Source organism: Streptomyces sp. NBRC 110611 (assembly GCF_001590865.1).
Taxonomy (GTDB): Bacteria; Actinomycetota; Actinomycetes; order Streptomycetales; family Streptomycetaceae; genus Streptomyces.
Map to the genome: position 1 here is coordinate 1 of NZ_BBUY01000010.1, position 12,282 is coordinate 12,282.

Here is a 12,282-nt window from a genome sequence, read left to right on the forward strand (position 1 = left end):
AGCGCGGCGAACTGCGGATGGACGGCCCGACCGACGAGGTCATCAAGGAGTACGAGAAGTTCACGGGCAAGTAGTCCGGCCTGCCGGGAGGGCCTTCGCGACGGTGGCTCGCGGGGGCCCTCGCCGGTGCGGGGACCGGCCCTCCGCGGTGACGGGCCGATCAACGTACGGCGTAAGCTGTACGGGTGCCGAACGGTATATGTGGCACAAGACGGGCACTCTCCCCCAAAAGGGTAGAGAAGGCTCGATCAGGGTGCGTCGTCGGCGGCGGCGTGTCCGAAATAGGATCTTTTAGCTTGGCGGTGTAGAACGGGAGACGTGACGGCAATGGCTACTGGTTCGCTCCGGCACCGAAATGCGCCGGGCAGTCCCCGGTGAGCCGAGAGAACGAACGGGCGCGGGGCGCCTTCCTCCGCAGGACGGCGGCAGGTGACGGACGGGACCAGACGCGCACCGTGCTCGATCAGGCCGCACACGAGAACTTCCCGGTCGCGCCGTTCTTCCTGCCCCGCGCCTGGCGGGCCGATCTGATGGCCGTCTACGGCTTCGCCCGGCTGGTCGACGACATCGGTGACGGTGACCTCGCACCCGGCGGCGGCGATGCCGTCCTCCTGGGGCTCGACCGCGCGCAGGCCGGAGAAGAGGCCGAGAGCACGGCGGCCCGGCTCGCGCTGCTGGACGCCCTGGAGGCGGACCTGGCGCGCGTCTTCAGCGACCGCGCCCCCGGGCCCCGGCACCCGCTGCTGCGGCGGCTCGGCCCGACCGTCCGCCGCCGCGGGCTGACCCCCGAGCCCTTCCTCGGGCTGATCGAGGCCAATCGCCAGGACCAGCGGGTCAGCCGCTACGGCACCTACGACGACCTGCTCGCCTACTGCGAGCTGTCCGCCAACCCCGTCGGCCGGCTCGTCCTCGGCATCACCGGTTCGTCGACCCCCGAGCGGATCCGCCGCTCCGACGCCGTCTGCACCGCCCTGCAGATCATCGAGCACCTCCAGGACGTGGCCGAGGACCTCGCGCGCGACCGCATCTACCTCCCCGCCGAGGACATGAAGCGCTTCGGTGTCGGCGAGGCCGATCTGGCCGCGCCGCGCGGGGGCGCATCGGTGCGTGCGTTGATCGCGTACGAGGCGGAACGCGCCCTTGAGCTGCTGAATGAAGGCACTCCGCTGGTGGGTAGCGTCCACGGCAGACTCAAGCTGCTGCTGGCCGGCTTCGTGGCCGGCGGACGCGCCGCACTCCAGGCGGTCGCGGCCGCCGGACACGACGTACTCCCAGGACCGCCCAAGCCGACCAAGCTCAGCCTGCTGCGCGAGCTGGGGGCGACACTGCGAAGAGAGGGGTGAGCCGGACCGTGGAGGCCACTGCATACGCGTCCGCGCCGGTGCTCGCTGCATACCGCTACTGCGAGGCCGTCACCGGGCAGCAGGCACGGAACTTCGCCTACGGCATCCGGCTGCTGCCGACCGACAAGCGACAGGCCATGTCGGCGCTCTACGCCTTCTCCCGCCGGGTCGACGACATCGGCGACGGCGGCCTGGAGCCCGCCGCCAAGCAACAGCGCCTGGAGGACACCCGGGCGCTGCTGGCCCGCATCAAGGACGGCCGGATCGACGAGGACGACACCGACCCGGTGGCCGTCGCCCTCACCGACGCGGCCGGACGCTTCCCCATCCCGCTCGACGCGCTGGACGAGCTCATCGACGGCGTCCTCGCGGACGTACGCGGTGAGACCTATGAGACCTGGGACGACCTCAAGGTCTACTGCCGCTGTGTGGCCGGGGCCATCGGGCGGCTCTCGCTCGGCGTGTTCGGCACCGTCCCGGGCGCACCGGACGCCGAGCGCGCCCCCGAATACGCCGACACCCTCGGCCTCGCCCTCCAACTCACCAATATCCTCAGGGACGTTCGCGAGGACGCCCGCAACGGCCGCACCTACCTCCCCGCCGAGGACCTCGCCAAGTTCGGCTGCGCGGCCGGATTCGACCGGCCCGTCCCGCCGCCCGGCTCGGACTTCACCGGCCTGGTGCACCACGAGGTGAAACGTGCCCGCGCGCTGTTCGCCGAGGGCTTCCGGCTGCTGCCGATGCTCGACCGGCGCAGCGGTGCCTGCGTGGCCGCGATGGCCGGCATCTACCACCGCCTGCTCAGCCGGATCGCCGCCGACCCCGGGGCGGTGCTGCGCGGCCGGGTCTCGCTGCCCGGCCGGGAGAAGGCGTTCGTCGCGGTGCGCGGGCTGTCCGGCCTCGACGCCCGGGCGATCGGACGCCGGCAGGCCGTCAGGAGGCGTGGCTGATGCGCCGGGCCGGCCACGGCAGCGATGACCCCACGTCGGTGCGGCGGGCAACCCTCCCCGGGACGGCTGCGTCCATGAAGGCGGTACGGGGGGAGACCACATGACATCGGATGCCACCGCGGTGGTCGTCGGCGGCGGCCTGGCGGGCACGACCGCGGCGCTCGCGCTGGCCGACGCCGGGCTGCGGGTCACCCTGCTCGAGGGCCGGCCCCGCCTCGGCGGACTGGTCTTCTCCTTCCGCCGCGACTTCGCCGGCGGCGAGCTGAGCGTCGACAACGGTCAGCATGTGTACCTGCGCTGCTGTACCGCGTACCAGGCGCTGCTGGCGCGGACCGGCGCCGCGCATCTGGTGCCGCTGCAGGACCGGATGGACGTACCGGTCCTGGATCCGGGCGACGGCACCCGGTCCCGGCCGGACTCCACAGGGCGGATGCGGCTCGGCCGGCTGCGCCGCACCGCACTGCCCGTCCCGCTGCACCTCGCCGCCGGCCTCGCCCGCTACCCGCACCTCTCGCCCGCCGAGCGGGCCGGCGTGGTGCGCGCCACGCTCGCACTCAAGGGCCTCGATCCGGCCGACCCGGCGCTGGACGGCATCGACTTCGGCAGCTGGCTGCGGCGCCACGGCCAGTCGGCCCGTGCCGTCGAGGCGCTGTGGGACCTGGTCGGTATCGCCACCCTCAACGCCCGGGCCTCCGACGTCTCGATGGGCCTGGCCGCCAAGGTCTTCAAGACCGGGCTGCTGTCGGCCCCGGGCGCGGCCGACATCGGGTGGTCCCGGGTGCCGCTCGGCGACGTCCACGACACCCTCGCCCGCACGGCGCTGGAGAAGGCCGGAGTGCGGATCGCCCTGCGCACCCGCGCCACCGCCGTGGACCGTACCGGCGACGGCTGGCGGGTGTCGGTGACGAACGGCCCGCACGGCGGCGAGCGGCTCACCGCGGACACCGTCGTCCTCGCCGTACCGCAGCGCGAGACGCACGCCCTGCTGCCCGACGGGGCACTGCCCGCGAAGGACCGGCTGCTGGACATCGGCACCGCGCCGATCCTCAACCTCCACGTCATCTACGACCGCACGGTGCTGCGCCGCCCCTTCTTCGCCGCGGTCGGCTCCCCGGTGCAGTGGGTCTTCGACCGCACCCACGCCTCCGGGCTGCCAGACCTTTCCCGGGAGTTCGGGCGGCCCGGCGGGAGCGGCTGCCAGTACCTGGCGGTCTCCCAGTCCGCCGCGCAGGAGGAGATCGACGAGCCGGTCGCCAAGCTCCGGGCCCGCTACCTGCCCGAGCTGGAGCGGCTGCTGCCGGCCGCCCGGGGCGCCCGGACCCTCGACTTCTTCGTCACCCGCGAGCGCACCGCGACCTTCGCGCCCGCCCCGGGCGTCGGCAGGCTCCGCCCCGCCGCCCGCACCAGAGCCCCCGGCCTCTTCCTGGCCGGCGCGTGGACCGCCACCGGGTGGCCCGCGACCATGGAAAGCGCTGTGCGCAGCGGCACCGCCGCCGCTCGCGAGGCACTCACCCAACTCGGTTTCCCCCGAGGCCGGTTGCCTCAGGAGGCGGCATGACGACGAGTACGAGCGCATCCACGAGCACGAGCACCGGAAACAGAGGAGAAACCGTGAATCCGGCTTCCCCAGCTATCGACACCACGAGCGTCACCGCGCTGCTGGAGCGCGGGCGGACACTCGCCACGCCCGTGCTGCGTGCCGCCGTCGACCGGCTCGCCCCTCCCATGGACACCGTCGCCGCCTACCACTTCGGCTGGATCGACGCCGACGGCAACCCCACCACGGGCGACGGCGGCAAGGCGGTCCGGCCCGCCCTCGCCCTGCTCTCGGCCGAGGTCGCCGGCGCGGCCCCCGAGGCGGGCATCCCCGGCGCGGTCGCCGTCGAGCTGGTGCACAACTTCTCGCTGCTGCACGACGACCTGATGGACGGCGACGAGCAGCGCCGGCACCGCGACACGGTGTGGAAGGTGCACGGCCCCGCCCAGGCCATCCTCGTCGGCGACGCGCTGTTCGCCCTCGCCAACGAGATACTGCTGGAGCTCGGCACCGTCGACGCCGGCCGCGCCACCCGCCGGCTCACCCTGGCCACCCGCAAGCTGATCGACGGCCAGGCGCAGGACATCTCCTACGAGCACCGCGAACGGGTCACCGTCGAGGAGTGCCTGGAGATGGAGGGCAACAAGACCGGCGCGCTGCTGGCCTGCGCGGTCTCCATCGGCGCGGTACTCGGCGGCGCCGACGACCGCACCGCCGACACCCTCGAGAAGTACGGCTACCACCTCGGCCTCGCCTTCCAGGCGGTCGACGACCTGCTCGGCATCTGGGGCGACCCGGAGGCCACCGGCAAGCAGACCTGGAGCGATCTGCGCCAGCGCAAGAAGTCGCTGCCGGTCGTCGCCGCGCTGGCCGCCGGCGGCCCCGCCTCCGAGCGGCTGGCCGGGATCCTGGCGGCCGACGCCAAGAAGAGCGCGACCGAGATCGCCGACTTCACGGAGGAGGAGTTCGCCTCCCGCGCGGCGTTGATCGAAGAGGCCGGCGGCCGGGAGTGGACCTCCCAGGAGGCCCGCCGCCAGCACGCCACCGCCATCGCCGCGCTGGACGAGATCGAGATGCCGGAGCAGGTCCGCGCCCAGCTCGTCGCCCTCGCGGACTTCGTCGTCGTACGAGAGAGATGATCACCATCGACACCGCATAAGAGAAATCGCAGTCGCCGGCCGGTGCACGGCTGCCTCCCACGGCTCCAGGGCAGTGGGGGAGGGCACCGGCCGACGGAATCCCTGAGCTGAGCACTGATCCGTTCACCGCAGAAGGGGAAGCCATGACAGCGACGACCGACGGAAGCACCGGGAAGCTGCCGCCCCGGGAACCCTCGGCCAGCGATACCGCCAGGACAACCGAACCCTCCGCGCGCACGCGGACCGCGGCACCGCGGGACACGGCGGACGCCGCCCGCCGCGCGGCCGCACGCGCCAGTGAATACCTGCTCTCCGTGCAGGACCCGGCCGGATGGTGGAAGGGCGACCTCGAGACCAACGTCACGATGGACGCCGAAGACCTGATGCTCCGCCAGTTCCTGGGAATCCAGGACCCCGAGCTGACCGAGGCCGCCGCCCGCTACATCCGGAGCCGGCAGCGTACCGACGGCACCTGGGCCACCTTCCACGACGGGCCCGGCGACCTCTCCACCACCATCGAGGGCTATGTCGCCCTCCGTCTCGCCGGGGACGAACCCGACGCCCCGCACCTGGCCAAGGCCTCGGCCTGGATCCGCGAACAGGGCGGCATCGCCGCCGCCCGGGTCTTCACCCGCATCTGGCTGGCCCTCTTCGGCTGGTGGAAATGGGAGGACCTGCCCGAACTCCCGCCGGAGCTCCTCTCCTTCCCCAAGTGGTTCCCGCTGAACATCTATGACTTCGGGTGCTGGGCGCGGCAGACCATCGTGCCGCTGACCATCGTCTCGGCCACCCGCCCGGTCCGCCCGGCGCCGTTCGCCCTCGACGAGCTGCACACCGACCCGGCCAACCCTGCCCCGCCCAAGCGCCTCGCCCCGGTCGCCGGCTGGGACGGCGTCTTCCAGCGCCTCGACAAGGCGCTGCACCTCTACCGCAAGGTCGCCCCGCGCGCACTGCGCGGCGCCGCGATGCGCTCCGCCGCCCGCTGGATCATCGAACGGCAGGAGAACGACGGCTGCTGGGGCGGTATCCAGCCCCCCGCCGTGTACTCCGTCATCGCCCTGCACCTCCTCGGCTACGACCTCGACCACCCCGTCCTGCGGGCCGGCCTGGAGTCGCTGGACCGGTTCGCGGTGTGGCGCGAGGACGGCGCCAGGATGATCGAGGCCTGCCAGTCCCCGGTCTGGGACACCTGCCTGGCCACCATCGCGCTCGCCGACGCCGGAGTGCCCCCGGATCACCCGCAGCTGGTGAAGGCCGCCGACTGGATGCTCGCCGAGCAGATCCACCGGCCCGGCGACTGGAGCGTACGGCGCCCCCAACTCCCCTCCGGCGGATGGGGTTTCGAGTTCCACAACGACAAATATCCGGACATCGACGACACCGCCGAGGTGGTGCTCGCGCTGCGCCGGGTCGCCCACCCCGACCCCCTGCGGGTCCAGGCCGCGGTGGACCGCGCGGTGCGCTGGACCGCCGGGATGCAGTCCCGGAACGGCGCCTGGGCCGCCTTCGACGTCGACAACACCAGCCCGCTGCCCGACCGGCTGCCGTTCTGCGACTTCGGCGAGGTCATCGACCCGCCCTCGGCCGATGTCACCGCGCATGTCGTGGAGATGCTCGCCGACGTCGGCCGCACCCACCATCCCCGGACCCGCCGGGGAATCGCCTGGCTGCTGGCCGAACAGGAGCCCGACGGTTCCTGGTTCGGCCGCTGGGGCACCAACTACGTCTACGGCACCGGATCGGTGCTCCCCGCGCTGGCCGCGGCCGGCATCCCCGCCTCGCACCCGGCCGTCCGCCGGGCCGTGCGCTGGCTGGAGCGGGTGCAGAACGACGACGGCGGCTGGGGCGAGGACCAGCGCTCGTACCAGGACGCGGAGCGGTGGGCCGGGCGCGGCACGTCCACCGCCTCGCAGACGGCCTGGGCGCTGATGGCGCTGCTTGCGGCCGGTGAGCGGGAGAGCGAGGCGGTACGGCGCGGGGTGCGCTGGCTGACCGGCACCCAGCGCGAGGACGGCTCCTGGGACGAGCCGTACTTCACCGGCACCGGCTTCCCCTGGGACTTCTGTATCAACTACCACCTCTACCGCCAGGTCTTCCCCCTGACGGCCCTGGGCCGCTACCTCGACGGGAGACCGGCCGGCGCGCCGGTGGGGGACTGATGCCGAGACGGCCCCCGCCGGACGCGGCCCCGCCGCTGCTGATCGCCTGTGCGCTCGGCATCGAGCGGTTCGCACTGCGCGGCGGTGGCCACGGGGGAGCGGCGGAGGCCGGCTGTCCGGAGCTGGTGGTGCTCCGTACGGGCATGGGCCCCCAGTCGGCCGATCGCGCCCTCACCGCGGCGCTGAGCCGGGGCTCGGCCACCGAACGGTCCCCCGTCGTCGCCAGCGGCTTCTGCGCCGGCCTGGCCCCCGGCATGCGCCCGGGGGACGTGGTCGTCGCCGAGGCCACCCGCGACCACCGGCCGGGCGTACCGGACGTGCCCTGCCGCGACAACGCGCCGCTGTTCGAGGCTCTCCGGCGGCGCGGCCTGACCGTGCACAGCGGTCTGCTGCGCGGCTCCGACCACGTCGTACGCGGCACCGAGCGGGAGCGGCTGCACGCCTCCGGCGCGATCGCGGCGGACATGGAGTCCGCGGCGACGCTGAGCACGGCCCGGCGCGCCGGCGGCCGTCCGGTTGCGGCCGTCCGGGTGGTCGTGGACGCTCCAGAACATGAGCTGGTACGCATCGGCACCGTACGCGGTGGAATATCAGCCTTCACAGTGCTGCGTTCCCTGCTCCCCGTTTTCTATGAATGGCACCGTTCTTTGCCGCTCCCCAGGAGGTGAGCCAGATGGCCATGCCGCTCCGTCAGTCCATCCGGGTCGGTACCTATCTCTTTGAACAGAAGATGATCCGCCGACGCGAGAAATTCCCGCTCATCGTCGAGCTGGAACCGCTCTTCGCCTGCAATCTGAAGTGCGAGGGCTGCGGAAAGATCCAGCACCCCGCGGGTGTGCTGAAACAGCGGATGCCGGTGGCACAGGCGGTCGGGGCGGTGCTGGAATCCGGCGCACCGATGGTGTCCATCGCCGGCGGCGAGCCGCTGATGCACCCGCAGATCGACGAGATCGTACGGCAGCTGGTGGCCCGGCGGAAATATGTGTTCCTGTGCACCAACGCCATGTTGCTGCGCAAGAAAATGGACCAGTTCAGACCCTCGCCGTACTTCGCGTTCGCGGTGCACATCGACGGGATGCGGGAGCGGCACGATGAATCCGTGGCGAAGGAAGGCGTATTCGACGAGGCGGTGGCGGCCATCAAAGAAGCCAAGCGGTGCGGCTTCCGGGTCACCACCAACTCCACCTTCTTCAACACCGACACCCCGCAGACCATCATCGAGGTACTCAATTTCCTCAACGACGACCTGCAGGTCGACGAAATGATGCTGTCGCCCGCCTACGCCTACGAGAAGGCCCCCGACCAGGAGCACTTCCTGGGCGTCGAACAGACCCGGGAGCTGTTCAAGAAGGCCTTCGCCGGCGGCAACCGGCGCCGCTGGCGGCTCAACCACAGCCCGCTCTTCCTGGACTTCCTGGAGGGCAAGGCGGACTTCCCCTGCACGGCCTGGGCGATCCCCAACTACTCGCTGTTCGGCTGGCAGCGCCCCTGCTACCTGATGAGCGACGGCTATGTGCCGACATACCGCGAGCTCATCGAGGAGACCGACTGGGAGAAGTACGGCCGCGGCAAGGATCCGCGCTGCGCCAACTGTATGGCGCACTGCGGCTATGAGCCCACCGCCGTCCTCGCCACCATGGGTTCCCTCAGGGAATCCCTCCGGGCGGCCAAGGAGACCATCGCGGCGAACCGCGGCTGACCCGATGGACGCGACGCTGCTGGCACACATCCGGGAACCGCGCGACCTCAGGGCGCTCCCCGCGGCCCGCCTGCCCGAACTCGCCGAGGAGATCCGGCACTTCCTCACCCAGGCGGTCGCCCGCACCGGCGGCCACCTGGGCGCCAACCTCGGCGTGGTCGAGCTGACCATCGCGCTGCACCGGGTCTTCGACTCGCCCGCCGACCGGATCCTGTGGGACACCGGCCACCAGTCCTACGTCCACAAGCTCCTGACCGGACGCCAGGACTTCTCGAAGCTGCGGGCCGGGGGCGGGCTGTCCGGCTACCCCGCGCGGGCCGAGTCCGCGCACGACGTCATCGAGAACAGCCACGCCTCGACGGTGCTGGGCTGGGCCGACGGCTTCGCCAAGGCCCATCGGCTGCGCGGCAGGAAGGACCATGTGGTCGCGGTCATCGGTGACGGCGCGCTGACCGGCGGTATGGCCTGGGAGGCCCTCAACAACATCGCCGCCGCCAAGGACCGCCCGCTGATCATCGTCGTCAACGACAACGCGCGCCCCTGCGCGCCGACCACCGGCGGCCTGGCCCGCCACCTCACCGCCCTCCGCGCCACCGACGGCTACGAGAAGTTCCTCGCCTGGGGCAAGGACGTGCTCCAGCACACCCCGGTCGTCGGCCGGCCGCTCTACGACTCGCTGCACGGCGCCAAGAAGGGCCTCAAGGATGTCTTCGCCCCCCAGGGCATGTTCGAGGACCTGGGCCTGAAGTACCTCGGGCCGGTCGACGGCCATGACATCGCGGCCGTCGAATCGGCGCTGCGCCGCGCGGCGGGCTTCCACGGACCGGTGCTGGTGCACTGCCGCACCGAGAAGGGCCGCGGCTGTCCCCCCGCCCTGGAGGACGAGGCGGACCACTGCCACACCGTCGGCGTGATGGACCCGCTGACCTGCGCGCCCGTAGCGCCGCCCGGCGAGCCGTCGTGGACCTCGGTCTTCGGCGACGAGCTGGTCAGGCTGGGCCGGGAACGCGACGACATCGTGGCGATCACCGCCGCGATGCTGCGGCCGGTCGGCCTGGACACGTTCGCCGAGGCCTTCCCGGGCCGGGTCTTCGACGTCGGCATCGCCGAGCAGCACGCGGCCGTATCGGCGGCGGGCCTGGCCGCCGGCGGCCTGCACCCGGTCGTCGCCGTCCACGCCACCTACCTCAACCGCGCCTTCGACCAGGTCCTGATGGACGTGGCGCTGCACAGGTGCGGCGTCACCTTCGTCCTGGACCGGGCCGGCCTCACCGGCGCCGACGGCGCCTCGCACCACGGCATGTGGGACCTGTCGGTCCTCCAGGTCGTCCCCGGCCTGCGGATCGCCGCCCCGCGCGATACCGACCAGCTCCGCGCCCAGCTGCGGGAGGCCGCCGACGTGGCCGACGCCCCGACCGTGGTCCGCTTCCCCAAGGAGCCGGTGGACGATCCGGTCCCGGCCGTGGACCGGATCGGCGGCGTCGACGTCCTGCACCGGGCCACGCACCCGGACGTCCTGCTGGTCGCCGTCGGCGTGATGGCCCCGGTCTGTCTGCGGGCCGCCGAACTCCTCGCCGCGCGCGGTGTCGACGCCACCGTCATCGATCCGCGCTGGGTCAAGCCCGTCGACGAGGCCATCCCCCGGCTCGCCGCGCAGCACGTCATGGTGGCCGTCGTCGAGGACAACTGCCGTACCGGAGGCGTCGGCTGGGCGGTCGGACAGGCGCTGCGGGACGCGGACGTGGACGTTCCGCTGCGCACCTTCGGGATCCCCGAGCGGTTCGTACCGCACGCCAGGCGCGGTGAGCTGCTGGCCGGCCTCGGCCTCACCCCCGACGGGATCGCCGGCCGGATCAGCGCCGCGCTGGCCCGCAAGGAAGCCGCGCCGACCGGTGAGGAGAGCGCCCCATGACCGGATTCGACCTGGCCGAGCTGCTCGCCGAGCGCGGCGCCGAGCGGTACGAGCTGCACAGCCGGTACCTCAACCACCAGCTCCCGCGGATGCTGCACACCATCGGCTTCGACAAGGCCTACGAGCGGGCCGAGGGCGCCTACTTCTGGGACCGCGAGGGCCGTGACTACCTGGACATGCTCGCCGGGTTCGGGGTGATGGGCCTGGGCCGGCACCACCCCGTCGTCCGGCAGGCGCTGCACGACGTCCTGGACGCCCAGCTGCCCGACCTCACCCGCTTCGACTGCCAGCCGCTGCCCGGACTGCTCGCCGAGCGGCTGCTGGGCCACGCCCCCCACCTCGACCGGGTCTTCTTCGGCAACAGCGGCACCGAAGCCGTCGAGACCGCCCTGAAGTTCGCCCGCTACGCCACCGGCCGGCCGCGCGTCCTCTACTGCACCCACGCCTTCCACGGCCTGACCACCGGCTCGCTCTCCGTCAACGGCGAGACCGGCTTCCGGGACGGCTTCGCCCCGCTGCTGCCCGACACCGCGATCGAGATGGGCGACCTCGCGGCACTCGAACGCGAGCTGCGGCGCGGCGACGTCGCGGCGTTCGTCGTCGAGCCCGTCCAGGGGAAGGGCGTGCACCCCACCCCGCCCGGATTCCTGCGCGCCGCACAGGAGGCACTGCACCGGCACAAGGCGCTGCTGATCGCCGACGAGGTGCAGACCGGCCTCGGCCGCACCGGCGACTTCTTCGCCTACCAGCACGAGGACGGTGTCGAACCGGACCTGGTCTGTGTCGCGAAGGCGCTCTCCGGCGGCTATGTCCCGGTCGGCGCCACCCTCGGCAAGGACTGGATCTTCAAGAAGGTCTACTCGTCGATGGATCGGGTCCTGGTCCACTCCGCCAGCTTCGGCGCCAACGCCCAGGCGATGGCGGCCGGCCTCGCCGTGCTCGCGGTGATGGCGGACGAGAAGCTCGTCGCCAACGCCCGGCACACCGGCGAACTGCTGCGCTCCCGGCTCGCCGGGCTGATCGACCGCTACGAGCTGCTGCACGACGTCCGCGGCCGCGGCCTGATGATCGGCATCGAGTTCGGCCGCCCCACGTCCCTGGGCCTGCGCAGCCGCTGGACGATGCTCCAGGCGGCACGCAAGGGGCTCTTCGCCCAGATGGTGGTGGTCCCGCTGCTCCAGCGGCACCGCATCCTCACCCAGGTCTCCGGCGACCACCTGGAAGTCATCAAGCTGATCCCGCCGCTGATCATCGGCGAGCGGGAAGTGGACCGCTTCATGGCGGCGTTCACCGCCGTCATGGACGACGCCCACAACGGCGGTGGCCTGATGTGGCACTTCGGCCGGACTCTGGCCAGGCAAGCGCTGAGCGTGCGTTAGGGCATCGGCGGCCGGCACAGGCCCTGGCGGGGCCGGAGGGGTCAGACCAGGAAGCGGTCGCGGAGGCGTTCGCGGGTGGCGGCGGCCAGCTTCAGCCCGTCGCCGAGGTAGCTCTCCGTCGAGCCCCAGGTGCGCTCGATGGTGTCGTAGGCCGCCGCGAGGTA

At 72.3% G+C, this 12,282-nt stretch carries 10 protein-coding genes; 9 read left to right on the forward strand and 1 reads right to left on the reverse strand.

Going from position 1 to position 12,282, the window contains the following annotated elements; all coding sequences use genetic code 11:
• Positions 1 to 455: 455 nt before the first annotated feature.
• From hpnC to AZE13_RS20925, 9 genes are all read left to right on the forward strand, one after another.
• On the forward strand, positions 456 to 1,343 hold the full coding sequence (gene hpnC, locus AZE13_RS20885) for a squalene synthase HpnC (RefSeq protein WP_066934496.1): 888 nt from the start codon (positions 456 to 458) through the stop codon (positions 1,341 to 1,343).
• The gene (gene hpnD / locus AZE13_RS20890) at positions 1,340 to 2,293 is read left to right on the forward strand and encodes a presqualene diphosphate synthase HpnD (protein WP_066934031.1); all 954 of its coding nucleotides are present in this window, start codon (positions 1,340 to 1,342) and stop codon (positions 2,291 to 2,293) included. The genes hpnC and hpnD overlap by 4 nt, the downstream gene beginning before the upstream one ends.
• Before the next feature lie 100 nt (positions 2,294 to 2,393).
• The gene (gene hpnE, locus AZE13_RS20895; protein ID WP_066934034.1) at positions 2,394 to 3,851 is read left to right on the forward strand and encodes a hydroxysqualene dehydroxylase HpnE; all 1,458 of its coding nucleotides are present in this window, start codon (positions 2,394 to 2,396) and stop codon (positions 3,849 to 3,851) included.
• On the forward strand, positions 3,848 to 4,969 hold the full coding sequence (locus tag AZE13_RS20900) for a polyprenyl synthetase family protein (RefSeq protein WP_066934037.1): 1,122 nt from the start codon (positions 3,848 to 3,850) through the stop codon (positions 4,967 to 4,969). The genes hpnE and AZE13_RS20900 overlap by 4 nt, the downstream gene beginning before the upstream one ends.
• Before the next feature lie 143 nt (positions 4,970 to 5,112).
• Positions 5,113 to 7,128 (forward strand): squalene--hopene cyclase, encoded by a 2,016-nt coding sequence (shc, locus tag AZE13_RS20905; protein WP_066934041.1) that lies wholly within the window; start codon positions 5,113 to 5,115, stop codon positions 7,126 to 7,128.
• A complete protein-coding gene (locus AZE13_RS20910) occupies positions 7,128 to 7,796 on the forward strand; it encodes a 1-hydroxy-2-methyl-2-butenyl 4-diphosphate reductase (protein WP_066934044.1) in 669 nt (222 codons plus the stop codon). The genes shc and AZE13_RS20910 overlap by 1 nt, the downstream gene beginning before the upstream one ends.
• A 5-nt stretch (positions 7,797 to 7,801) precedes the next feature.
• A complete protein-coding gene (gene hpnH, locus AZE13_RS20915) occupies positions 7,802 to 8,827 on the forward strand; it encodes an adenosyl-hopene transferase HpnH (protein ID WP_066934047.1) in 1,026 nt (341 codons plus the stop codon).
• 4 nt (positions 8,828 to 8,831) lie between these two features.
• Positions 8,832 to 10,739 (forward strand): 1-deoxy-D-xylulose-5-phosphate synthase, encoded by a 1,908-nt coding sequence (gene dxs / locus AZE13_RS20920; RefSeq protein ID WP_066934050.1) that lies wholly within the window; start codon positions 8,832 to 8,834, stop codon positions 10,737 to 10,739.
• Positions 10,736 to 12,118: an aspartate aminotransferase family protein gene (locus AZE13_RS20925; protein ID WP_066934053.1), complete on the forward strand. Its 1,383-nt coding sequence runs from the start codon at positions 10,736 to 10,738 to the stop codon at positions 12,116 to 12,118. Before dxs ends, AZE13_RS20925 begins: the two co-directional genes overlap by 4 nt.
• A gap of 41 nt (positions 12,119 to 12,159) precedes the next feature.
• Here the strand turns inward: AZE13_RS20925 and AZE13_RS35740 are convergent.
• Positions 12,160 to 12,282 (reverse strand): tyrosine-protein phosphatase (locus tag AZE13_RS35740; RefSeq protein WP_147264696.1); only part of this gene is annotated, 123 nt, incomplete at its 5' end.

What these genes read in the sequence shown, in the direction of transcription:
- dxs (WP_066934050.1), top strand. Translation starts at nt 8,832, where the DNA reads ATGGACGCGACGCTGCTGGCACACATCCGGGAACCGCGCGACCTCAGG.
- hpnE (WP_066934034.1), top strand. Translation starts at nt 2,394, where the DNA reads ATGACATCGGATGCCACCGCGGTGGTCGTCGGCGGCGGCCTGGCGGGC.
- hpnH (WP_066934047.1), top strand. Translation starts at nt 7,802, where the DNA reads ATGGCCATGCCGCTCCGTCAGTCCATCCGGGTCGGTACCTATCTCTTT.
- shc (WP_066934041.1), top strand. Translation starts at nt 5,113, where the DNA reads ATGACAGCGACGACCGACGGAAGCACCGGGAAGCTGCCGCCCCGGGAA.
- AZE13_RS20900 (WP_066934037.1), top strand. Translation starts at nt 3,848, where the DNA reads ATGACGACGAGTACGAGCGCATCCACGAGCACGAGCACCGGAAACAGA.
- AZE13_RS20910 (WP_066934044.1), top strand. Translation starts at nt 7,128, where the DNA reads ATGCCGAGACGGCCCCCGCCGGACGCGGCCCCGCCGCTGCTGATCGCC.
- AZE13_RS20925 (WP_066934053.1), top strand. Translation starts at nt 10,736, where the DNA reads ATGACCGGATTCGACCTGGCCGAGCTGCTCGCCGAGCGCGGCGCCGAG.